General features: G+C 45.2%; 17 protein-coding genes. 13 read left to right on the top strand and 4 right to left on the bottom strand.

Annotated elements, in window-relative coordinates; genetic code table 11:
- Nucleotides 1–171: 171 nt before the first annotated feature.
- From NAF29_RS10965 to NAF29_RS10955, 3 genes are all read left to right on the top strand, one after another.
- A complete protein-coding gene (locus NAF29_RS10965; RefSeq protein ID WP_251261606.1) occupies nt 172–2223 on the top strand; it encodes a methyl-accepting chemotaxis protein in 2052 nt (683 codons plus the stop codon).
- Nucleotides 2224–2423: 200 nt separating this feature from the next.
- Nucleotides 2424–3197: an ABC transporter ATP-binding protein gene (locus tag NAF29_RS10960; protein ID WP_251261605.1), complete on the top strand. Its 774-nt coding sequence runs from the start codon at nt 2424–2426 to the stop codon at nt 3195–3197.
- Nucleotides 3197–4372, top strand: coding sequence for an ABC transporter permease subunit (locus NAF29_RS10955; RefSeq protein ID WP_251261604.1), 1176 nt, complete (start codon nt 3197–3199; stop codon nt 4370–4372). The genes NAF29_RS10960 and NAF29_RS10955 overlap by 1 nt, the downstream gene beginning before the upstream one ends.
- Here the strand turns inward: NAF29_RS10955 and NAF29_RS18415 are convergent.
- Nucleotides 4361–6025, bottom strand: a complete 1665-nt coding sequence (locus NAF29_RS18415) for a sensor histidine kinase (RefSeq protein WP_251261603.1) — start codon at nt 6023–6025, stop codon at nt 4361–4363. The two genes, NAF29_RS10955 and NAF29_RS18415, sit on opposite strands and share 12 nt — an antisense overlap.
- 297 nt (nt 6026–6322) lie before the next feature.
- Between NAF29_RS18415 and NAF29_RS10945 the strand changes: the two genes are divergently transcribed.
- The 9 genes from NAF29_RS10945 to NAF29_RS10905 all read left to right on the top strand — a co-directional run bounded on the left by NAF29_RS10945 (nt 6323) and on the right by NAF29_RS10905 (nt 16820).
- Nucleotides 6323–7300 (top strand): porin, encoded by a 978-nt coding sequence (locus NAF29_RS10945; RefSeq protein ID WP_251261602.1) that lies wholly within the window; start codon nt 6323–6325, stop codon nt 7298–7300.
- A 173-nt stretch (nt 7301–7473) separates the two neighbouring features.
- Nucleotides 7474–8448, top strand: coding sequence for a porin (locus NAF29_RS10940; RefSeq protein WP_251261601.1), 975 nt, complete (start codon nt 7474–7476; stop codon nt 8446–8448).
- 221 nt (nt 8449–8669) lie between these two features.
- A complete protein-coding gene (phoB, locus tag NAF29_RS10935) occupies nt 8670–9359 on the top strand; it encodes a phosphate regulon transcriptional regulator PhoB (protein WP_251261600.1) in 690 nt (229 codons plus the stop codon).
- A 26-nt stretch (nt 9360–9385) separates the two neighbouring features.
- Nucleotides 9386–10687 carry a phosphate regulon sensor histidine kinase PhoR gene (phoR, locus tag NAF29_RS10930; RefSeq protein ID WP_251261599.1) on the top strand — a complete coding sequence of 434 codons (1302 nt, stop codon included), beginning with the start codon at nt 9386–9388 and terminating at the stop codon, nt 10685–10687.
- A gap of 127 nt (nt 10688–10814) precedes the next feature.
- Nucleotides 10815–11783, top strand: coding sequence for a PstS family phosphate ABC transporter substrate-binding protein (locus tag NAF29_RS10925; protein ID WP_251261598.1), 969 nt, complete (start codon nt 10815–10817; stop codon nt 11781–11783).
- Nucleotides 11784–12157: 374 nt separating this feature from the next.
- Complete coding sequence (locus NAF29_RS10920; protein ID WP_251261597.1) at nt 12158–12766, top strand: cohesin domain-containing protein; 609 nt, start codon at nt 12158–12160, stop codon at nt 12764–12766.
- A gap of 59 nt (nt 12767–12825) precedes the next feature.
- On the top strand, nt 12826–13182 hold the full coding sequence (locus NAF29_RS10915; protein ID WP_251261596.1) for a hypothetical protein: 357 nt from the start codon (nt 12826–12828) through the stop codon (nt 13180–13182).
- Between the two features lie 112 nt (nt 13183–13294).
- Complete coding sequence (locus NAF29_RS10910; protein ID WP_251261595.1) at nt 13295–16285, top strand: DUF1194 domain-containing protein; 2991 nt, start codon at nt 13295–13297, stop codon at nt 16283–16285.
- A 79-nt stretch (nt 16286–16364) separates the two neighbouring features.
- On the top strand, nt 16365–16820 hold the full coding sequence (locus tag NAF29_RS10905; RefSeq protein WP_251261594.1) for a hypothetical protein: 456 nt from the start codon (nt 16365–16367) through the stop codon (nt 16818–16820).
- A 9-nt stretch (nt 16821–16829) separates the two neighbouring features.
- Here NAF29_RS10905 and NAF29_RS10900 read toward each other — a convergent pair whose 3' ends face one another.
- The 3 genes from NAF29_RS10900 to NAF29_RS10890 all read right to left on the bottom strand — a co-directional run bounded on the left by NAF29_RS10900 (nt 16830) and on the right by NAF29_RS10890 (nt 20982).
- Nucleotides 16830–18338 carry a Ppx/GppA phosphatase family protein gene (locus tag NAF29_RS10900; RefSeq protein ID WP_251261593.1) on the bottom strand — a complete coding sequence of 503 codons (1509 nt, stop codon included), beginning with the start codon at nt 18336–18338 and terminating at the stop codon, nt 16830–16832.
- The gene (gene ppk1 / locus NAF29_RS10895) at nt 18316–20409 is read right to left on the bottom strand and encodes a polyphosphate kinase 1 (RefSeq protein ID WP_251261592.1); all 2094 of its coding nucleotides are present in this window, start codon (nt 20407–20409) and stop codon (nt 18316–18318) included. Before ppk1 ends, NAF29_RS10900 begins: the two co-directional genes overlap by 23 nt.
- A gap of 75 nt (nt 20410–20484) precedes the next feature.
- Nucleotides 20485–20982, bottom strand: a complete 498-nt coding sequence (locus NAF29_RS10890; RefSeq protein WP_251261591.1) for a glycine cleavage system transcriptional repressor — start codon at nt 20980–20982, stop codon at nt 20485–20487.
- Nucleotides 20983–21142: 160 nt separating this feature from the next.
- Here NAF29_RS10890 and NAF29_RS10885 point away from each other — a divergent pair, with 160 nt between their 5' ends.
- A complete protein-coding gene (locus tag NAF29_RS10885; RefSeq protein ID WP_251261590.1) occupies nt 21143–23386 on the top strand; it encodes an ABC transporter permease subunit in 2244 nt (747 codons plus the stop codon).
- The last annotated feature ends 9 nt before the right edge of the window (nt 23387–23395 follow it).

The raw sequence follows: 23395 nt of genomic DNA, 5'->3' as shown, positions 1-23395 counted from the left end.
ACTGTGAACCCACGATCCATTGTAAATCCTAGCGCTGTTAACTTGACCACGAAATTAACTTTTTGACCTTTGTTAACAGTAAATATTGTTCAATATCGTGGTTTTTTTAACGTAACAATGGTTTCATAGAAGCCGTAGTATCTATAAGCCAAAGCTATATCGAGTCGTCATATGCGTCATTTCAGATCGTTAAAAATTCAAACAAGAATTATCCTCTTGATTTTGTTGCCATTGCTGGCAATTGCCGGGTTGTCGTTGAAATCTGTGATGGATTCAAGGCAACAAATCAACAAGCTCAACCAACTTAATACGGCTCTGGATTACGCAGATGTGGCGTATCCATTCATCACTTCGTCATTACAAGAGTCATTTTACACGCGCATTTACCTTGATTTGCGCGACGGCAATGTCGGTGCTGCCAAGCAGCAGATGTTGGCTAAGCGCCGTCAAACAGAGCAGCACCAGCGAGCATTCCTACAATTTCTCAATGACAACCACGAGACTCTAACGGGCTATCCAGCGTTGATGAACGAGATTGAGTATTACGTGCCGTTGATTGAGCGCATGCAATACGTTCGACAAGCCGCAGACCAGAAGTTGCATATCAGCAAGGCCTTTAAAGACAAAGTCGGTGGTGAGATTCATACCATGTACTTTTTCAATGAAATGATTAGCAAAGTGGCCAGCTCGATGAATCAAATTGCGGTCATTGCAGCGCAGCAAGAACAAATTGCTCGTATCGCAATTGCCTACACCAATCTGATTGATATGAATGTGGAAGCGACATTTCACAACAGCATGTTGATCTTGGCCAAAGACAATGCGCTGGACGTCTATATTTTTGGCGAGATCATGAGCAGCTATCAAAAATACAACAGCGCTTATGGCCGTTTCTTTAGCTTTGCCACACCTGAAGCAGCTCGCATTCTGAACGAAATGATGGGAAGTGCCAACCAGAAACAATGGGGAGATGTTGCACTCAAGTCTCGCTCCAATATTTATCAAACTCAGAATAAGCCGTTACAAATTGACTCGAATGTTGATTTAGAGTCTTTGAGTCAAACTCAATTTGATGGCTTTGATAATGCTATTCGGCTTGTTGTACAGGAACTCATTACCACTAAAAACGAGTTGGTTGAACAGGCTGAAAAAGTAGCTGTGGGTGCAACGGTGTTAGGTATAACGCTTTTAATTGTGGTGATTTTTTTGTCAACCACCATTGCTAAAAGCATTACTCAACCTTTATCGGGTTTGGTGAATGTGTTCCGACAGGTATCTAAAGAGAAAGACATGACAGTGGCACTGGATACATCAGGTAAAGATGAATTGAGTGAACTCAGTCAAGTGTTTGCTGAGTTGCTGGCAGATTTGCGCAGGGCTTTACTAAGTGTGCAGAATGAAGCGACCACGATTCACTCCACCAGTGAGTCAATGGCGCTGCTTATGGATGAATCCGCAACACTTTCAGAGCACCAATTCAAAGCCACCGAAAGCATCTCGGTTGCTGTCAATGAAATGTCTAGCACGATTACTGAAGTGGCTACTATGGCATCGCACTCTTCAGATGCAGTTGAGCGTGCACACCAATCTTCGGTCACTAGTTTTGATAATGCTCAAGCAAGCCGAAAAATTATGGATAGCCTGACCGTTGAGCTAGGCAATACGCATGAAGTGATGATGCGCTTGGTGAAAGAAACCGAAGCGATTACTGATGTGGCGAGCATGATTCAAGGCATTGCAGAACAAACGAACCTATTGGCACTGAATGCTGCGATTGAAGCCGCACGAGCAGGCGAGCAAGGACGAGGATTTGCGGTGGTTGCTGATGAAGTTCGGAGCTTGGCATATCGAACTCAAGAGTCGACCGAAACGATTCGCTCGCAAATTGAAAAGTTACAAACAGAATCTAAATCAGTGACCTCGAACATGAGCTCACTACAAGAAGAAAACACCCGTGCGGTGGCTATTGTTGAATCGAGCTCCGCGGCTCTTGAAGTGATGAAAGGGGAGCTCGATCAAATCATGTCTCAGTCGATTCAAATTGCGACAGCGACAGAAGAACAAACTTCCGTGGCGGAGGAGATTAATGAACGAGTGACGTCGCTATCGGACGATAGCAGAGGCATTCAAGGTAAAACCGAAGAAACTTCGCTTTCTACTCAAGGTTTGCAACAAACCGCGACGATGCTCCATGAGCACATTTCAGAGTTTCAACTCAAGTAACTCAGCGCAAGTATTTAATCGCTAATAACGGCTGCACCATTCCGAAAGGTGCAGCCATTATCTTGGCTTTAAATTGAGAGTCGCGCTTCATTGCCTACCCAAATAAACATAACTATTGCCGCTTGAATTTTTAGCTACTGCAATTGTGAGCAATCAAGATAAACTTAAGCCCACATAACGCAATAAACTGGATTCACGCCATGCTGAAAGTGCAAGGACTGCAAAAATTTTTTAAAGTGTCTGGCAAAGCCAAACATCAAGATGCGCGCAGGCGCGGTAAGCAATTTTGGGCGCTTGAGTCTCTTAGTTTTGAAGCAGAAACGGGTGAAGTCATTGGTTTGCTTGGGGCAAATGGCGCCGGTAAAACTACGACTCTGCGGTTACTTACTGGCATCTTGTCTGAGTCTGATGGCTCGATTGAGTATAACAATCAAAGTATCGGAGCCGACCCTTTAGCCTATCGTCGCCAACTTGGTTTTTTGAGTGGTAGTAAAGGTTTATACGACCGCCTAAGCGTTATCGAAAATCTTCAATTCTTTGGCCGAATGTATGGTCTTAATGCTCAAAATATTGCCCAACGCATTGATAGTCTGGCTCAGCAACTTGATTTAACCGAATTTTTAGACCGTAAAGTCAGTGAGCTTTCAACAGGGATGCGTCAACGAGCAGCGATTGCCCGCGCATTAGTCCATGATCCCAAGTTAGTGGTGTTTGATGAACCTACAACAGGTCTGGATATTGTTGCGACAGAGCGCGTGCTGCAATGTGTTGAGGCCTTAAAAAGTGATGGAAAAACAATTCTTTTTGCGACCCATCATATGGATGAAGTGGAATTGCTGTGTGACCGTATCTTGGTTATCGACAAGGGGAAACGCCTATATTTCGGTGATGTAGAGCGCTTTAAAACAGACTACCAGGCGACGTCTTTGAACGCTGCATTACGCGACTGCTTGCAATCGGGAGGGGCGTTGTAATGTGGTATTTATATCTTAAAGAATTATTAGAATTGACCCGTGATCGCCGCGTGATGATGACGATGGTGCTCACGCCCATTGTGTTTATGCCAATGATTATGGCGCTTGCTGGGGGAGTCGCTGCCGCCGTTGCCGTGAAAGAACATCAGAAAACATTAAATTACGCATTAGTGGGCGACAAAAGTACTTACGACATTGTGGCTGCATTTAATCGTCAGACAGATATTGCTGCTGTCTCCTTACCGCCGGGAATGACTGCTCGACAAGCACTTGAGGCGCAGCGCGTTGATTTTGTATTAGAAATATCCGGTGAATTACCTCACGCCTCATGGACGTTGCACCATAATGCCGCTAAAGCTTTTTCTAGAGCACAAAACATTGTAAAGCGGGTGCAACGAGAATTAGTGTCGCAGTGGCACAATCAACAGTTAGAGCTACAAGGCTTAAGTGAAGCGCAACGACAAGAATGGCTAAAACCCATTGCCTTAAATGACATCTCCATCGCTGATGAACGCGAAACGGTTGGCGCAGGCATTGGTGGTATGCTGCCATACATGATGCTTTATATCGCGCTGGTTGGGGCGATGTATCCAGCCATAGACGTGGGTGCCGGAGAGAAGGAACGCGGCACACTTGAAACGCTATTAATGGCTCCTATGAGTACTGAAAAAATGGTCACAGCCAAAGTCATGGTAGTGTCTACTAGTGCTTTTGTGGCCGGAGCGCTTACATTGCTGAGTTTAGGATCTTGGGCTTCTGTGGCTGTGTATGTGCTTGATGTTGAGTTTATCCAAAAAGCCATTGCGTCATTTCGTGTGACTGACTTGTTCATGATGTTGTTGCTGATTGTGCCTGTGTCTTTTATTTTTGGTGCAATGATGACCGCCATTTCGTTTTATGCGCGTAGTTTCAAAGAAGCACAAAATTACATGGGGCTTACATTCACCGTGGTGTTCCTGCCTTTGCTGGTGGCATCCATTCCTGGTATTGAACTCGATTGGTTTTGGGCCTTGGTGCCGCTATCGAATGTTGTGCTGGCTATCAAAGAACTGGCAAAAGGTACTCTGGATTGGGGGTATCTCATCGTTATCTTGCTCAACGCCGCGATCGTAGCATGGGCACTTATTTCGATGACAGTGCGCTGGTGCCGGCGAGAATCTGTACTATTCCGCTGATTTTTGATCCACGCTAAGCTGGGGTAACTGAATGGTGTAGGTTAACCCCATCCCTTCTTGGCTGTTGGCAATGATGGCCCCTTTCATGGAGTGAGTCACTAGGTTATAGACCAAGTGAGCACCTAGCCCGCTGCCGCCTTTGCCACGACGAGTAGTGAAAAAAGGGTCGAATAGCCGCTTTAAACTATCGTCATTCATGCCTTTTCCATTATCACTGTAGGTGATTTCTATTTGCCCTTGTTCTTGTTGAATTGATATTTCAATCACGCCCTTGGCCTTCTCCTCAAAACCGTGGATCACGCTATTCATTACCAAATTGGTAATGACCTGAGATAGTGCTCCGGTGCGAGTTGTCAGATATAAGTCACCCGCACATGAGATATTGACCGTATGTTGACCTCGTTTAAGCTCGGGTTGTAATGAGGTGACCACGTCTTTGATGTAACTGGACAACTGAACTTGTCGAACCGATTCACTGCTTTGATCAACGGCTACTTGTTTGAAGCTCGATATTAATTTGGCTGCGCGGTGTAGGTTCGAGGTCATGAGATCACATGATTGGCTGCAATCGGTCAATATTTGCTCCATGCCGCCCTGAGTTAATGTGCCATCTCTAAATTCAGTGTTTAAGGTATCTAACCGTTCTGTGAGAAAGCTCAATGCCGTGACGGTCACACCTACAGGTGTATTGATTTCATGAGCAACACCGGCAACCAACTCGCCCAAAGAGGCAAATTTAGCAGACTCGACTAATTGATTTTGGGTTGCTTCTAAATCTGCCACGGTTTTCTGCAACGCACAACGCTGCAACTTTAAGATATTTTCTGTTTCTTCTCGTTGACCTATTTCGCTCAGCAACGCATCGTGATTTGCTTCAAGTTCTATTTTTTGCTCTTCGAGCTCTGTTAAGGCTTTTTGTAAATGGGCTGTTTTTCGATTTACTTCATCAAGAAGTTGGTGATTACTTCGGTTTAACTCTTTATTTAACTTTGCCATCTTCGACTTAGCAATCGACAAGTCCTGTTGCTCTACCGAAAGCCGGTTGAGCAATACATTGACGTTATCAACCCAAGCTTTCAATTCTTGCCGAAAGTGAGGGTGCCATTTTAGTTGTCGGTGCTCAGGGGTATTAAAGTCAATCAAATTGAGCTGGCGATTGAGGTCGAGCAACGGTTTCTTTAATGAATTGTTTAATACGCTTTTACTAATAACGGCAACCGACAATGCGGTGACCAAGGAAGACAAAAAAATGACGAGCCAAGTAATTTGAGTTTGAGCCAACAGCACGTTGTTATCGGAAAATATAACCCATTTAACTTGAGATGATTCATACCCCTTAAACTGCTGAAGAGGAAATACAAAACCGAAATGACCGTGATTATTTTTGATGTAATAGGGACCGTCAATTCGATTTGGGAGCGGTGGTAGGTTAGTGTTTGAAATATGCGCAGAGGCAATCACTTGCTGAGAATCTAACACAATTGCCATGTAACTAATGTCATCGGCTTGAGATAACCTTATAAGCAGGTCTTCGAGCATTTCCACGTTACCATTTTGGGCAAGCTCTTCAATAATAGGCGAGGCAAAAGATTGGGCTCTCATGATGCGGCCAAGCACATCCGCTCGGTTTTGATAGTACTGAAAAATGGCCACAGAAACGCTCAATACGACGCTGACTATCAGAAAAATTCCGATGATCCGTGTAAGCAAAACACTGACAAGGCTGTTGCGACGATTCATATAAAGGCTAAAACAATTTAAAACAACCAGTTAAGGGTAGTTTAGTTCGCTAAGCGGCCGCACAATATCATTACAATTTGTGATTCTATTCACTGTTGAAATAAAAATGTCACAAAGTTCTGACAGTATTCACGCCAAGTTTTGAGGTTTGCTTTGAACTTCTGCTTCCAAATTTTTATTTTTTGACGATTTTAGAGTGAGTATTGTGCGATGAATTTAGTTAAGTCTTCTTTGGCTTTGGCTTTGGCTGCTGCTGCGTGTTTTTCTATTCCTGCATTGGCGGTAGACCCGGTAACTCTTTACGGGAAAGTAAACCTTTCTGCTCAGTCTTCAGATGATGGCGACGGTAGCACCAGCGAATTGAAATCGAACGCATCACGCATTGGCGTGAAAGGCGGCCTCGAACTGAATGAATCTTTAAAAGTTATCTACACCATGGAATTCCAAGTGAACATTGATGACGAGAGCTCGGACGACACGTTCAGTTCACGGAATCAGTGGGTTGGCTTAGAAGGTGACTTTGGTCAAGTATTGATGGGTCGTAATGACTCGTTGTTGAAGCAGTCACAAGGCAAAGTAGACTTATTTAACGATTTAGATGGCGATATCAAAACTTTATTTGCTGGTGAGAATCGTATTAATCAAACGGTGACCTACAAGTCTCCTAAATATAACGGTTTCCAGTTTGGCGCCACTTGGGCACTTGAAGGTGCTAAAGGTCAGAACGATAACAGCGGTGAAGAGAAAAACGGTTTCTCTACTGCGGTTTCTTACGGTGACTCAGGCCTCAAAAAATCACCAATTTACGCAGCGGTTGCATACGACAAAGACGTATTTGGCAAAAGCAAAGTAAACGCAAGCGGTTTGTACGACATTATTCGTGGTACCGTGCAAGGCAAGGTGGGTGACTTCGTATTAGGCGCGATTGTTCAAAGTGAAGAGTTGTCCGACGGCGGCGATAGCAATCTCGGTTACATGGGAAGTGTGGCTTACAAAATGGATGCATGGACATTCAAAGCGCAATACCAAACGGTTGAAGCGGGTGATGAAGATCCAAGCGCAATCAGCGTAGGTGTTGACTACAAGCTGGCTAAGCCAACTAAAGTTTATGCATTCTACACAACGCGTGACGAAGTAGCAGAAGACGACCAAAACTACTTTGGTTTAGGTATTGAACACAAGTTCTAAACCCAACACCATCCAATTTAAATTGTTAAAAGGAGCCGAAAGGCTCCTTTTTGCGTTTTGGCATTTGCTTCATCTTGAATGATAAGTCCCATTGACAAGGGTCAAGCGTTCGAATTTTCATCTTGTTAAACTCACCGTTACAAATTATATCAATTTAATACCGAGATTCTCTTATGAAGTATTCCTCCCTGTTCGCACTTCCGTTTGTTTTACTAGCTACTCCGACTCTGGCAATTGATAGTGAACAATTGACTGTGTATGGCAAGCTGAATCTGGCGGTGCAAATCAATGATGAAAATGACGACAGCACCACAGAGCTTGAAAGTCACTACTCACGTTTTGGAATCAAAGGTAAGCAAGCCATTAATGCAGATTGGACCGCTGTGTATTTGCTGGAATGGCAGGTAAATATTGATGATGACAGTGATGATGCACTCAAAGGTCGAAATCAATATTTGGGGCTGCAAGGGCCTATTGGAGAAGTTCTTTTAGGACGAAAAGACAGCGCTTTCAAATCTTCTCAAGGAAAGGTCGACCGGTTTGGTGACATTAACGGTGACTTAGCGGGGTTCTTTGCCAGTGACGATCGCGTAGATGAGAGTGTGCACTACAAGTCGCCAAAGTGGGGAGATGCGCAACTCAGTGCGACTTACGTATTAGAAGGTAACGCCAAGCAAGGTAATGCTGCAGATGACGGTGCGAGTAAAACCGCCTATTCGTTAGCGGTGTCTTACGGTGGTAGCAAATGGAAGAATGGTGAATGGTTTGCTTCTGCGGCCTACAACAGTGAAATGTTAGGGATCACCAGTTATCGAGCCACGGTTTATGGGCAGTACGAGAACATTCAGCTTGGCGCCATGGTGCAACGTTCTGAATCTGATAAAGCGTCTGATTCAGACGACAAAGATGGTAACGGATACTTGCTTAATGCCGCATACAAAATGAACCAATGGGTCCTCAAAACGCAATATCAAAACGCTGATATGGCGCTTGGCAATAAACAATCAGAAGGTGATGTGCTCTCAGTTGGGGCTGATTATCATTTTAATAAAGCAACATCGGCTTATATTTTTAGCTCGGCGTTTGATCTTGACCGAAAAGAATATGATGAAAACTATCACGGAGTTGGTTTAATTCATTTGTTTTAAAATCAATGTCTTACATGCTATTTAGAAAAGCCTTTGTCTTAAATGTGTCACGTATGCTTCATTGAAATGCCATGCTAGTTTCGTGATGTCGTCATTTTGTTTGCTAATATCTGTAACAAATGTCATAAAAGTGACACGTTTGACTCGGATAATGAGCCTCGAATTTTGGGGATACAATGCAAACCCTTGTCCCATATACAGATAAGGTAGAGTGACGGATTATGGCTAGACGAATTCTTGTAGTGGAAGATGAAGCACCGATTAGAGAGATGTTGGTGTTCGTATTGGATCAAAATGGTTATCAACCAATTGAAGCCGAAGATTATGATGAGGCGATGCAACTCATGGTTGAACCTTATCCTGATTTAGTCTTGCTCGATTGGATGCTACCTGGTGGTAGCGGTGTTCAACTCGCCAAGAAAATGAAAAAAGACGAGTTTACCCGCCAAATCCCTGTCATCATGCTGACCGCTCGTGGTGAAGAAGAAGATAAAATACGTGGCTTAGAAGCCGGTGCAGATGACTATATTACAAAGCCTTTTTCACCGCGTGAACTTATGGCTCGTATTAAAGCTGTGATTCGTCGCGTGAACCCAACTGGCTTGGATGATCAGGTCGAAGTCCATGGATTACGATTGGATCCAGTGAGTCATCGAGTCACTTGTGGACAAGATGCACTAGACATGGGCCCCACAGAGTTTAAACTGCTGCACTTCTTCATGACTCATCCGGAGCGTGTTTACAGCCGTGAACAGTTACTGGATCAAGTATGGGGAACCAACATTTATGTTGAAGACCGCACCGTTGATGTTCATATTCGCCGTTTACGTAAAGCGATTGAGCAAGATGGTCACGACAAAATGATTCAGACAGTTCGTGGTGCAGGGTATCGTTTTTCTGCTCGCGTCTGATTTAATCCAAGTTAGTTAGGTTGTGCATGAGAGAGCGTTCGATAGGTTGGCCCACGTTTGTTGCGCTATTCGCAGTATTATTGTTGTTAGGGTTGATTGGCTGGTTATTTAACGCTCCACTTGAAATGATAGGTGTCGGTGCTGCGGGGCTGTTGTTTTGGCATTATCAGCACATGCGCCGCTTATCGAGTTACCTCTGGCGCGACAAGCGTTTCTCGCCCCCCGATGGTGCAGGCTCTTGGGGAGTTATTTATGACGGTTTATATCGACTGCAGCAACGTAATCGTCGTCGCCGAAAAGATCTCGCAAAACTCCTAAAGCGATTCCGACAAGGCGCCGAGGCATTGCCTGATGGCGCTGTTGTGATTAGCGCCGATCGCACTATCGTTTGGTCAAATCAGTTAGCTCAACGTTTGTTAGGTCTTCGTTGGCCTGAAGATGCCGGCCAACGCATTGATAACCTTATTCGTCACCCCGACTTTGTTCGCTATGTCAGCAATGCTGAACGTTCAGAAGTCATGGTGCTTCCAGCGCCGGGTGAAGCCATGCGTATGGTTGAATTTCGGATGATGCAATACGACAACGAGCAAATTTTATTGATGGTGCGCGATGTCACACAATGGAACCGCATGGAACAAATGCGTCGTGACTTTATTGCCAACGTGAGTCATGAACTCCGTACGCCATTGACAGTGGTGCAGGGGTACATTGAAATGCTTGAAGACCCTCAAGCTTTGCCGCCCGAAATGTGGCAGAAAGCGCATGGCATGATGCTCGAACAAACTCGCAGAATGGATTCATTAGTATCACAACTGATTACGCTATCGCGTATTGAGGCAGCCGAGCGTTCTGACTTAGACCATGAGATTGATGTCCCTTCATTACTGAATATCATTTCTGAGGAAGCGAAAGCTTTAGGCGCAGAAAAAGCTATGCAAATTACACTTGAAGTTGAGTCTGGCCTCAACATAAAAGGTGATTTGATGGAAATGCGTTCCGCATTTTCGAATTTGATTTTTAATGCTGTGCATTACACTCAACCTGAAGGCGAAATTGACATTCGCTGGTATTCACAAAACGGTAATGCTTGCTTCTTGGTCAGTGATAACGGGGACGGAATTGGGGCTGAGCATATTCAGCGCTTAACCGAGCGCTTCTATCGTGTTGATCGGGCTCGTTCTCGAAAAACTGGAGGCTCAGGTTTAGGGCTTGCGATTGTGAAACATGCATTGAGCCATCACAGCTCGAAGCTCAAGATCCAATCGAGCTTAACGGTTGGATCAACATTCAGCTTCGTTATTCCAGCTGAACTGGTCGTTAAAAAGTAACTTCTAGCACGGTCCATTATATAGTCATAAAACTGTAATATTTAGTTAATCTAACTGTCATTTAACGCAGCAATACTGTCGTCGATTTATTTAACTTTGTAATACTTATTTTTTTGACGGAGTCACCATGAAATTGAAACAAGTTGCTGCAGCGCTGGGCGTAACCGCAGCTGTATTCACAGCAAATGTATTTGCAGTCGATAAAGATTTGCCAAAATACGAAGCTGTTAGTGGCATTTCAGGTAAAATTTCTTCTACAGGTTCAGATACTTTAGCCAACATGATGGCGTTCTGGACTCAAGAGTTCAGCAATGAATTCTACCCAAGCGTGACAGTGCAAGTCGCTGCCGCTGGTTCTTCTACAGCTCCGCCAGCCTTAACAGAAGGCACTTCTAACTTCGGTCCTATGAGCCGTAAAATGAAGTCGGGTGAAGTTGAAGCATTCGAGAAAAAATATGGCTACAAGCCAACTCCTATTCGGGTTGCTATCGATGCCTTGGCTGTTTTTGTAAACAAAGACAACCCAATCGAAGGTTTAACAATTAAGCAAGTTGATGCGATTTTCTCAAGCACGCGTAAGTGTGGTGAAGCTCAAGATACAAACAACTGGGGTCAATTAGGCCTTCCTGGTGACTGGACTAGCCGTGATTTGCAGTTGTATGGACGCAACTCGGTCTCGGGTACATACGGTTATTTCAAGAGCAAGGCATTGTGTAAAGGCGACTTTAAATCTTCTGTAAATGAGCAGCCTGGTTCTGCTTCTGTTGTTCAGTCTATCTCTGCTTCTTTAAACGCAATTGGTTATTCAGGTATTGGCTATCTCACATCGGGTGTGAAAGCTGTTCCTTTGTCAAAGGATGGCAAAACTTACGTTGAAGCAACAATGGCTAACGCGTTAACAGGAGCTTATCCTTTGTCTCGTTACTTGTACGTTTACGTGAACAAACACCCTAACCGTGACTTGTCTCCACTTGAAGCTGAATTCGTGAAATACATGTTGTCTTCACAAGGTCAAAAGATTGTTGAGAAAGACGGTTACATCCCTGTACCAGCAAAAGTAACGTCTGCTGACTTGAAAAAATTGGGTTTGAACTAAGCCTTACCCCTTAAGTTAACGACGAAGAACCGGCCTCTGGCCGGTTTTTTTGTGTTTAAAGTGTCAGTTTTTTTTACATTAACCAATAGAAACCATAAAATTGTTATGTAAACCCTTTGTTAAACATGCCCACTCTCAAAACTTTACAAAGCTTGGTCCATAGATTGCTGCTTTTTTGACCAGCTGGCGTTATCTCATCGTATATCGTGGTTGTTGGTTTTCAAATGAAACAAATGAGATGTGACTAAATGGAGTGGAGGCGCAGTATTTAGGAGGTCAGTGAACGGCTAGTGAAGTCATGCTAGTGATGCTCATGTCAGCGACAGGATGTTGTTGAAGTTAATCTGCGAGCTGACTATTTAAAGGACTAAAACATGTTTAAAAAATTACGTACGTATTGTGCTGCAATATGCGTGTTGGTATTTGTTGGTATGCCTCAAAGCCATGCTTTATTACTTTCAGCCACACCATCTGACACCGATATCAATGTTGGGGATGTTGTTTCAATTAGTGTTCAGATCGAGGGTTTAAATTCACCCGGCGCTCCTTCGCTAGGTGCCTTTGACATTAATTTAGGGTTTGACAATTCACTGCTTCAATTCTCAGATATTCGGTTTGGCAACGGGCTCGATGCGGGACTCTTTGGAAGCTTGTCGTCACACTCGCCAAATCTCAGTGTATTGAATGCGTTCGAAGTATCATTTGAGTCATTTGCCGACTTGAGTGCTCTGCAACCTGCAAGTTTTGAATTGTTTGAAGCAGACTTTGAGGCTATTGCCACAGGAGATGCAGTCTTTGACGTTGTGCCACCCACATTGCTCAGTTTGGCTGGAGGCGGAGCTTTGAGTGTGACAGGAGCAACGGGCGCAAACGTTAGTATCATCAAAGCCACGAACCCAAGTAGTTCTAGTATTCCAGAACCCAGCGTTATGCTGCTGATGTGTTTAGGCCTACTGGCCTGTCGTAAATCAATCAAGTCATAAGCGCTTTAGGAAGTCAAAAGCGACTCTTTAAGAATTCATACGCGCAAGGAAATGCTCTCATGAATATTGTTAAATCTACTTTATCTGCATTGGCAGCGGTAGGATGTGCTGTCTTATCAACCTCCAGTATTGCAAGCTCCGTCTCTATTACCTATGAAGTGACCGATAAAAGAGAAGGCGAAGTGAGCTTTATTCTTCATGCTGAAAACATCAGTACTCAAGCCATATCTGATGTCACGCTCAGCCCCACTGATGAACCGCTTGACCAGCTGTATTTTGGTGATTTGTCACCCGGGCAAACAGGCTCCCAACCTTTCTCTGTGCAATGGGCCGAAGGACAAGAACCGCCAGTTCTTGTTTGGCAAGCCTCCTATATCGATCATTCAGGCACAGCCATGAGCGAACGAACGGACTAGTCGTCGCTCAGCAGTTTATTCACACATGCCTTAGATCATGCCGCGCCATTGGAGGTGCAGCGGTAGCGTGTTCGTTTGGCAATTTTACAATACTCCACAGGAGAATTGACTCATGTTATGGACAAACAAAGTGATTCATAAGCTCATTACAGTATGGGCATCGTTTATCGTATTAAGTGTTTCATTGGCTTTTTCGGCCAAAGCCGCAACAGACTTAGTCTTTGTTGTGGATGGCTCCGGCAGTATTAGTTCGTCAGATTGGAATATACAGCGCAGCGGCATTGTAGCTGCACTTCAAGATCCACTGGTTGTTCCTCGCGATGGCAGCGTCAAAGTTGCCGTAGTGCAGTTTTCCGTTTCGGCTCGTGTTGAATTTGCATTGCAAGCCATCGATTCGGAGCAAGCTGCGCAAACTGCGATTAACGCTGTAAATGCAATGCGTCAGTATCGTTCTGGCACCGGCCCTGGTCGAGGAATTGAGACAAGTACAGCACACTTACTGACTCGCGGAGCCATAAGAGATGACTTTCAGTCGTACTGCTTGTCAACGGATGGGAGCCGAAACACCGGACCCACTGTGGCTAGCACTTTAGCGGCTGCTAAATCTGCACCATTTGAGCTAGACCGCTTCAGCGTTATCGCGATTGAGGATTTACCATATTTTGATGCGGCAGATGCTCAGGCAGATTTCGGTCCCCATGTATTTGGCGGCGGCGGTGTATTTGTCATTCAAAATTTTACTGAATTTGCTAGTTTCGTCGGTTCATTGTGTTTGGGCGAACCTCTAACCATTGTGGGGCTAGAAGTGACGCAGGTGATCCAAGATTTAGAAAACTCAGTGGGACTAATTGAAGGTAAAAAAACACTGGTTCGAACCTATATCGAACCAACCGACGGCAACGATCCGGTAAAAGCCACGGCTCGCTTAAAGGGGTCTCGTAATGGTATTCCATTGGCGGGCTCTCCGCTGACTGCGGTGAACGCAGGAGGAGCGATTACAGCTAAACCTAACGCGCTCGATCGCCGGGACGTATTGAGTGACAGCCTTAATTTCCAACTGCCTGATAGTTGGTTAACTGGCAATGTTGAACTAGAACTCGAAGGTGTCGGCGGCACATTAACCTGTGAGGATGTTGCTGCACCTGCGCCGAATGATTGTAGCACCATCGCCAATTTTTCACCGGCATCTGAGCTAGAAGTGAAGCTGGTTAAAATCAAATATACCGATGGTGGAAGCACGGTCGAAACATCAAATTCCGACTTGAACGAATTACAGCAACGACTACTTGCAACCTTCCCTGTGTCGAGTATTGACCGTACACACACAACATTAGACATGGGCAATGGTAAGCCTCAAGTGGCTGATGTATTGGCCAGTTTAGAGTCTATGCGTTTTCTCGATTTTTGTTGGAAAGGGTTTCCTATTGGTTGTGAGCGCTTGTATTACGGTGCAGTGAATCAAGGTGGCACCTTGCTGTCGGGAGCTGGCGCGACCGGTGGTCAAGCAAACGCGATTCCGGGCTCTGTCTCTGCAGGTGTTATGGTAGATGGCAATAGCTACGGGAGAAATCGTCATGGGCATGAGATTGCTCATACGATGGGAATTCATCATGCAGTGAGTGCCTCTCAAGTAGGGACTCTAATGGGTTATAAGAAAGGTCCTTGTGGATCATTTGGCGACAGCCATGCACCTGATTTTCCGTATGTTCATACCGTTTCAGGGACGCAACGTTCCACCATTGGTCCGATGAACTTAGGCGATGACAAACTAATTTTTGGTTGGGATAGCCAACGCAACTTAGTGGTAGACCCGAGCAAAACCTTCGCAATGATGAGCTACTGCCCAGGCTATCGCTGGCCGTCTAAGTTTAACTACGGCAATATCAGCAATTACATCAACAGCACATTTGATGTACTGAATTTTGTACCTTATGTTCCGCCTGCTGATCTGTCGTTGTTGAAGGATTGGCGTTTGCTACGCGGTATTATCAATGTGGGTGGCGACTCTATTGAGTTCAAAGCGCCTGCTTCGTTTAGCGTAGACGACACGGTTATTCCCCCGACCATGCCGGGCGATGAATATTGGCTGGTTGCATCTGATGACCTTGGTAATGAGCTTGAACGTATATCGTTTTCGCCATCGATGATGCACTCTGATGCGGTTGCAGGATCACCACAAAATGGGCCCAGTGAAGAGAAGGGCTTAATGATGATTCCGGTATTGTTCAATGATCGCACTGCCCAGTACTCGGTCATTAATCAAGCTTCGGGTAATGAGATCGGCATGTTGCCAGCTTCGGCTAACAAGCCTGATGTCGAAGTCGTGTTTCCAAATGGTGGTGAAATCTTGAATCCTCCAATGGTGACTTTAGTTTGGTCAGCATCGGATCTCGACGGCGATTCATTGTCCTACACAGTTCAATTTAGTGATGACAATGGCGTTACCTGGGAAACCTTGGTATCTGATTATACAGACACCATGCTCGACGTTGATTTGAATGACCTAGGCAAAACTGACCAAGGCCTTATTCGTGTTCAAGCATCAGATGGGTTCCATGTTGCTAGCGATGAATCGGACGGCCCCTTTGTAACGCCTAACAGTGCGCCGGAATGTACCATTAATCAGCCTATGAACAATGCTGCTTTTGTAGGAGTTCAACCCATATTGTTGGACGCATATACCTATGATGCAGAAGACGGCGAAGTTGCAACGGTTCAGTGGTCGAGCAGCATCAACGGTAATATCGGCAATGGCGCTAACATAGTGACGGAGTTGGGCACTGGCACCGAGCTGGGCATTCGTCGTTTAAGCGAAGGCCAGCATACAATTACCATGACTTGTACAGATCAAGGTGGACTCCAAACGACGGACTCTGTGATGATTGACGTGAGTCTCGTCCAAGCTCAAATCAAAGGTGATGCCGACAACGATGGTGATGTTGACCGCAACGATTTGATTCTCATTAGTTCGGATCGCAATAAGGCAACAACAGGTAGTGCATGTGGTAGCAAATGTGACATGAATGATGATGGCAACATCAACATCATCGATATGCGCTTGGCTGTATTGGAGTGTACTCGCCCTGGTTGCGCACTTGAATAAGTTCAATCTTTGATTGAATGACTGAAATGAATAAGGGGCCATCGGCCCCTTTTGTTATCAATATCAAAAGAGAGAGAGCATGAAACGGACTGGGGTGTTTGCCATATGGCTAAGCTGCATGGTTTGCATGAATATGACTTTTGCAAGTATCGCGCTCATCAATCATGCTCACCTTGGCGGTATTCGTGCGAGTGGAACAGTGCATTACTTGAGTGATACACCGCAAATACCAAACCTTCCATATGACACTGGCTATGTTGTATTTATGGCTGAAGCTCATCTAAATGACAGTGCTGAGCAATCTAAATATCAAGGGATAGCCATTGTGAATCAGGGGGTATTTGACATCGCTTTAGATCCAGGGCGCTATGTCATTTGCGTAGCAAATTTAGGCCAGCAACCACTTTTGAACGAGGTTTCTCTGCTTGGATGCGCTGAATCTCGTGCATTAATGCACGATACATCATTTGAATTGATGTGGGGGGAAGGGGGCTTAAGTGCCGTTGTGCAATCCTACTCACAACGACACCATTAACGCGTCATATTAGGTTTCGGCCACAATTTTTAGCTCAAAACCAGCTGCACTAATCAAGCTACTTTCGCGCTCCAGGTCGGCGGCTAATAACTGTTGTTGTTCCAAGGTGTCGGCATCGAATACGAGTGTCATAACTTTGCCTTCCGCTTTTGCACTTATGGGCAATTCATAACCATGGCGACCAATATTTAACAACACAGCGACCCTAAGAATTCGAATAAGACGGATCAATGTCTTGTCTTTCATTAACTTCTCAATGGGCAAAATGTTGTTCAGTTGTAATCGTTTACGATGAAAGCGAACCAAATTAGCCAGTACCAATTGCTCATCCCGGTTAAAACCGGCCATATTTGTGTGTTCAATAATATAAGCAGAATGACGTTGAATTGCCGACGAGTTGATATCGAACCCGACTTCATGAAGTTGTGCAGCGAAACCTAAAAGCTTGAGCGAAGCTGCTGATAATTGCCAATCATCAGCCAGTTGGTGCCAGAGCCAGTTGGCCGCATCGTTGACAGATTTGGCTTGATGTAAGTCGACGTTATAGCGTTTTTGAAGGCTATCGCGCGAACGAACACGAACATTGTCGTGCTCTAGCCCACCATGCATTTCATACAAAACCCCTTCGCGCAGGGCGGCTGGGGAATAGTCAATGGCGGCGATCTCAAAGGTATTCACGATGGCAAGCATCACAGCAAGACCGCCGGCAATGACCTGCATTCGATCGGGCGAGATGCCGGCTAACTCGAGCCGCCCATCATTCTCGATCAGACGTTTTTGTAAGTCTTGCAGGCTGCCTTTTGAGATAGCGTCATAACCAAACTCTTTGGCGCATTCAGCGAGTGCTGAAGCGGTGCCGGATGTAGCCCGAACTTGTTTCCAGCCTACTTTTTTAAAGCCTTTGGTGATGGGCTCTAACTCTTGCTTCGCAGCAATCACGGCTTTTTTGAAAGCTTGTTTGGTAATGCCTTTGGCAAAATATTTTTGGGTGAAGCTCACACACCCCATTGAACGGCTTGCCAGAGCGTGCTCAACAAACTGGCTGCCAATAGCAAGCTCGGTGCTTCCGCCACCAATATCAATCACCAACGTATTGTGTTTGGTGACCTCATTGTGTGCCACTGCCTGAAATATGAGACGAGCTTCTTCGTAGCCCGAAATGACTTCCACTGAGTGTGATAGCACTTTTTCGGCTTGTTCTAGAAAATCTTTTGCATTGATTGCGCGCCGAAGAGTATGGGTGGCAACAATGCGAACGCTGGTCCCCTCAAAAGGTTGTAAGCGCTCGTTAAACCGAGCAAGTGAGGCGAGCCCGCGTTCAAAGGCTTCTTGATTCAGTCTGAGGTCATCTTCTAAGCCCGCCGCTAAACGGACTTTTTCTTTGTGGCGCGACAGGATTTGTAGGTTGCCTTCAACAATGCGAGCAATCACCATGTGAAAGCTATTGGAACCTAAGTCGAGCGCTGCAATCACTTCCTCTTTGAGAGGAGATTGCTCATGAGTCGGATTGTTTTCCACGATTTTTAGACTTCTCTTCAATACTTTTCAAATAGTCATGAATGACGATTTGCGAGCGAATTTTTTTCCTATTCCCTCTAGGGTTATAAGGATTTGTTTGCTCTTTGTCGATAACTCTGGCCTTAGCGCGGTCACTCCATTGTAATTCCATGATGCCCAGAATTGTTTTTTTGTGGGTTTCATCATAAATTGGGCAGCCGACTTCGACCCGGTGATCGATGTTTCGAGTCATCCAATCTGCCGACGAAATAAACACATCGCGTCGCCCTCCGGCATGAAATGCAAATACGCGCGGGTGTTCAAGAAAGCGGTCGACAATACTGATGGCTTGAATATTTTGGCTATGCCCTGGCACGCCCGGCACCAAAGAACACATGCCGCGAATAATCATACGGATCTTCACTCCAGCATTGCTCGCAGCGTAGAGTTTGTTCACCAGCCCCGTGTCGACTAAGTTATTTACTTTAATGAATATTTCTGATTTTTTGTTCTGATTGGCAAACTCGATTTCTTGATCGATGAGCTTGTAAATACGGCGGCGCGTATCATTAGGGCTAATGATCAAATGCTTAAAACGGTAACGTTTGTAAGCGTTTTGAATGAAATCGAAGGCGTTAATGACTTCCTCGTTGATTTCGGGGTTTTTGGTGAATAACGAAAAGTCGGTATAAATTCGAGCGGTTTTTTCATGGAAATTACCGGTTCCAACATGACTGTAATATGCCAGTTCATTTCCTTCAAGTCGCGCCACCTGGCACAATTTGGTGTGGCATTTAAGGCTGGGAACACCAAAGTCCACTTTGACTCCTGATTCCGTCAGCTCTCGAGCCCAATCAATGTTTGCTTCCTCGTCAAACCGTGCTCGTAGCTCAACAATGACGGTGACTTGTTTACCGTTTTCTGCTGCATCGATCAGTGATTTAATAACCTGACTTTTAGTGGCCACTCGATAAATACTGATTTTGATAGTCTTCACGGCCGGATCGAAGGCGGCTTGGCGTAGGAAGTCGGTGAAATAACGGAATTTATGGTAAGGGTAATAGAGTAAAATATCTTTGGCTGAAATGGCTTCAAAACTGTGTGTATGACGATCAAAATCGGCGCAATCTAACGCTCGAAGTTTTTTGTTTTCCAAGTAAGCACGCCCAACGTTTGGAAAACCAATGAAATCTTTAAAGTTATGGTAGCGACCACCTGGGATCACAGAGTCGTATGACACAATACCAAGCTTATACTTGATAAACTCAATCATAGAATCTGGCATTTCTCGGTCATGTACGAACCTTACTGGCTTGCCGGTAAGGCGTTGTTTTAGACCGTCAGACATTTGTTCAAGAATGGATAAATCAACGTCTTCGCTTAAATCAAAATCGGCATCTCGCGTCATTTTCATTGAGTAGGCAGTCGCTGAATCATATTCGAAAAAGCCTTGGAAAATATCGTCCAAACAATATCGAATGATATTGTCGAGCAAGATCATGCTTTTCTTCTTACGGCCTTTTTCATGCGGCAAATTCACAAAGCGAGAGACGCGATCGGATGGCACCTCGATGAGTGCGTATTCCACCTTATCTTGAGATTTCAGCGCAATGACGAGGTAGGTCAAATCGTCTTTAAGGACTTGGGCTAAATCGATGCTGTTAGTGACAATAATTGGAGCAATATGCGGCAGGATATTGTCTCGAAAGTACTTGCGTAACCAGCGGCCATGTGATTCTGAAAGTTGAGTGTCATTAATCAGGAATATGTTGTGGCGGGCCAAGCCGATAATGATTTCCATATAAATGTCGTCAAAATCTTTTTGCAGCTTCAACACTTTGTTTTGAATCGCTGAAAGTAATTCTTTGGTCTTTTCTCGTTTTGACTTTTCTTTCTCAATCAGAATTCTACGTCTAACGTTAGCAACCCGAACTCGAAAAAACTCATCGAGGTTATTGGAAAAAATACCCAAGAAGCGAACGCGTTCCACAATCGGGACTGATTTATCAGCGGCTTCTTGTAACACTCGCTCGTTAAACGATAACCAACTTAATTCCTTTTCCACATGTAGCTTTGGCCGCTGAGACTTCATTAATACTTCCATCCTATGATCAAGAGGCGAACCATCATACGCACAAATTCTTACGCTTTGCTTACAATGACTGATTTACTCAGTATCAATAATCAAATCGTCAGACAGTGCTTCCAGTGCCGTTTTTAAGTCATCTTCTGTGAGTCCCGCTGGCAATTGTGCATGCACTTCTGCAATGAACAAGTCTCCGCCAAAGTGTGCTGCGCTTTCACAGCGAGTGTCGAGTTCGAGCACGTTCACCTTGTTCGCGGCTAAACAGCTCGAGACTTGTTGGATAATACCGGGGCGATCGTTGGCTGTGACTTGAAAATCGATCGACAGTGCTTCTGTCGCTTCAATCGCGTGTCCATCAACCACTTGTACTGTGAGGCCTTCGAGTTGGCCTAGCGATTGACGAACGGCTGATAGTTGCTCTTCAGGAATGCGAGCTTCTACAATTCCTGCGAATTGTCCGGCCATGAGGCTCATGCTTGAAGCTTGCCAATTGCCGTGATGTGCCATCAAGCACTGAGACACTTCGTCTACGATCCCTGAACGGTCTGTTCCAATCAGGGTGATAACGATACTTTTCATGATGATCTCCAGAGTGTAGAATGCGCGGCGCAAATATAGTTTAATGCAAATCACTGAATAAATAGAAATATTTACTTAGCTTTTGACCGTTTTATTGGCTGTAACAAAACTGTCATCAAATAGAAATATAATCCCCCCAGCTTTATAAATCTTGAGGTTCATGATGGCCGACTCCGCTGCACAGTCTTTAGCGGGCAGTCGCGTGCGTTTAATGAAAGATAACCTAGCCCGATACAGCGTTACAGCTGGCGGAATTATGGTTCTTGTCGCACTACTGCTAATTTTCTTTTATTTACTTTACGTGGTTTTTCCGGTGTTTCGTCCGGTGAGCCTTGAAAGCCATGATTCTTTTACGATTCCTGGGCAGGGCAAAACGCTCACCCTTGGAATTGAAGAGCAAAATGAGATTGGTTTTCGCGTCACAGACACCGGTTCGGTTGTGTTCTTTGCCGCACGAGAGCTTGAAGGCGGCCCAGCTGCTGGCTCTGTTGTGCTTGAAGAAACGGTCATGGATACCACCGGTACGATCAACTTAGCCGCGACTACACCGTCAAAACATGCTTATTTGCTGACGAATGATTCAGGAGAAGGGTTGGTAATTCGCCCAGACTTTTCTGTCTCATTCCCTAATGATAAGCGTCAGCTGACGCCTTATGTCGGATATCCATTTGGATCTGATTTGATCACCATTGACCCGCAAGGCAAAGCGCTGAAAGAAATTGTATTCGAGCGTGAAAGTACTCTGGCAACCGTCGTGGGATTAACTGAAGACAATCGTTTGGTATTGACTCAACTCGTGGGTGAAGAAGACTTCTTAAGTGAAGAAGTGGTTTGGTCTCCTGAGTTCTATACCATTGAAGGTGCTACGGGCAATGTCGACCAATTAGTGCTCACACCTGACCAACGCATTCTCATGGTTCGTAGCGACAGTGTTATTGACGTGTATGACGTGAGTAACCCAAGCGCGGGAATTGAACGTATTCAGGCGTTGGACTTCGGTCAGTCGGAGCTGACATACATGACGCTCTTATCAGGTGCCTCTTCTATTCTGGTTGCAGAAAAAGGCGGTGTGATTAGTCAATGGTTTCAGGTGGCAACGGACAACGGTCGTGAATTTCAGCGTATTCGCGAATTTGATGCTGGTTCAGATGTCACGGTTATGGCTCCGGAGTTTTTCCGTCGTGGCTTTATGGCCGGAACCGACAGTGGTGAATTATCTATTTACCATGCGACCGGTAATACGCGCTTAACTAGCGAAAAGTTGGCCGATGAAACTATTGACCGCGTTGTGTTTTCACCGCGCGCTGATGCTGCACTAATGGAAGAAGAAGGCAAAATTTACTTCTTAGACATTTACAATCCGCACCCTGAAGTGACATGGAGCGCATTGTGGCAAAAGGTGTGGTACGAAGGGTACCAAGAGCCTCAATACATTTGGCAGTCTACTTCCGCAAGTGATGACTTTGAGTCGAAAACATCGTTGGTGCCCATTGCATTTGGTACTATCAAGGCTGCGTTTTACGCCATGTTATTTGCGGTGCCTATCGCATTAGCGGGGGCAATTTATACGGCATACTTCATGGCGCCGGAAATGCGCACTTACGTGAAGCCCACCGTCGAAATTATGGAAGCACTGCCAACGGTAATCCTTGGATTCTTGGCGGGGCTCTGGCTTGCTCCATTGGTGGAAGACAACCTGCCGGGTGTGATGATGCTGTTGCTCGTTGTGCCAACAGGGTTCTTGCTCACGGCTTTTGCTGTGCACAAGCTACCACGCTCAATCAAGCAACAAATTCCAGAAGGTTGGGACGCCATCGTATTAATCCCAGTGGTGATTTTCTTGGGTTGGTTGAGCTTTGAAATGAGTCCAATGCTGGAAGAATCGTTGATGGGCGGTAATGCGCGTGTGTTCCTTACCAATGAGTTGGGCATTAGTTATGACCAACGAAACTCTTTGGTTGTCGGCATTGCAATGGGATTTGCTGTGATTCCAACCATCTTCTCAATTGCAGAAGATGCGGTATTCAGTGTGCCACGTCACCTTTCAAATGGCTCGTTGGCACTGGGGGCCACACCTTGGCAGACGCTTACACGCGTTGTGATTCTAACTGCCAGCCCTGGTATTTTCTCAGCCGTGATGATGGGCCTTGGCCGAGCGGTGGGAGAAACCATGATTGTATTGATGGCTACGGGTAATACGCCATTGATCGATTGGAGTATTTTCCAAGGGATGAGAACTTTGTCAGCCAATATCGCGGTGGAAATGCCTGAGTCTGAAGTAGGTAGTTCGCACTATCGAGTTCTGTTCTTGTCAGCATTTGTATTGTTTATTCTGACATTTGTATTCAACACCATTTCTGAATTTGTGCGCCAGCGTTTGCGTGACAAATACAGCAACATGTAATCGAATCCC

Origin of the sequence: Echinimonas agarilytica, from assembly GCF_023703465.1 — a bacterium.
GTDB lineage: Bacteria > Pseudomonadota > Gammaproteobacteria > Enterobacterales > Neiellaceae > Echinimonas > Echinimonas agarilytica.
The sequence above is the reverse complement of the archived record's forward strand: the minus strand, read 5'-3'. Positions and strand labels throughout refer to the sequence as shown.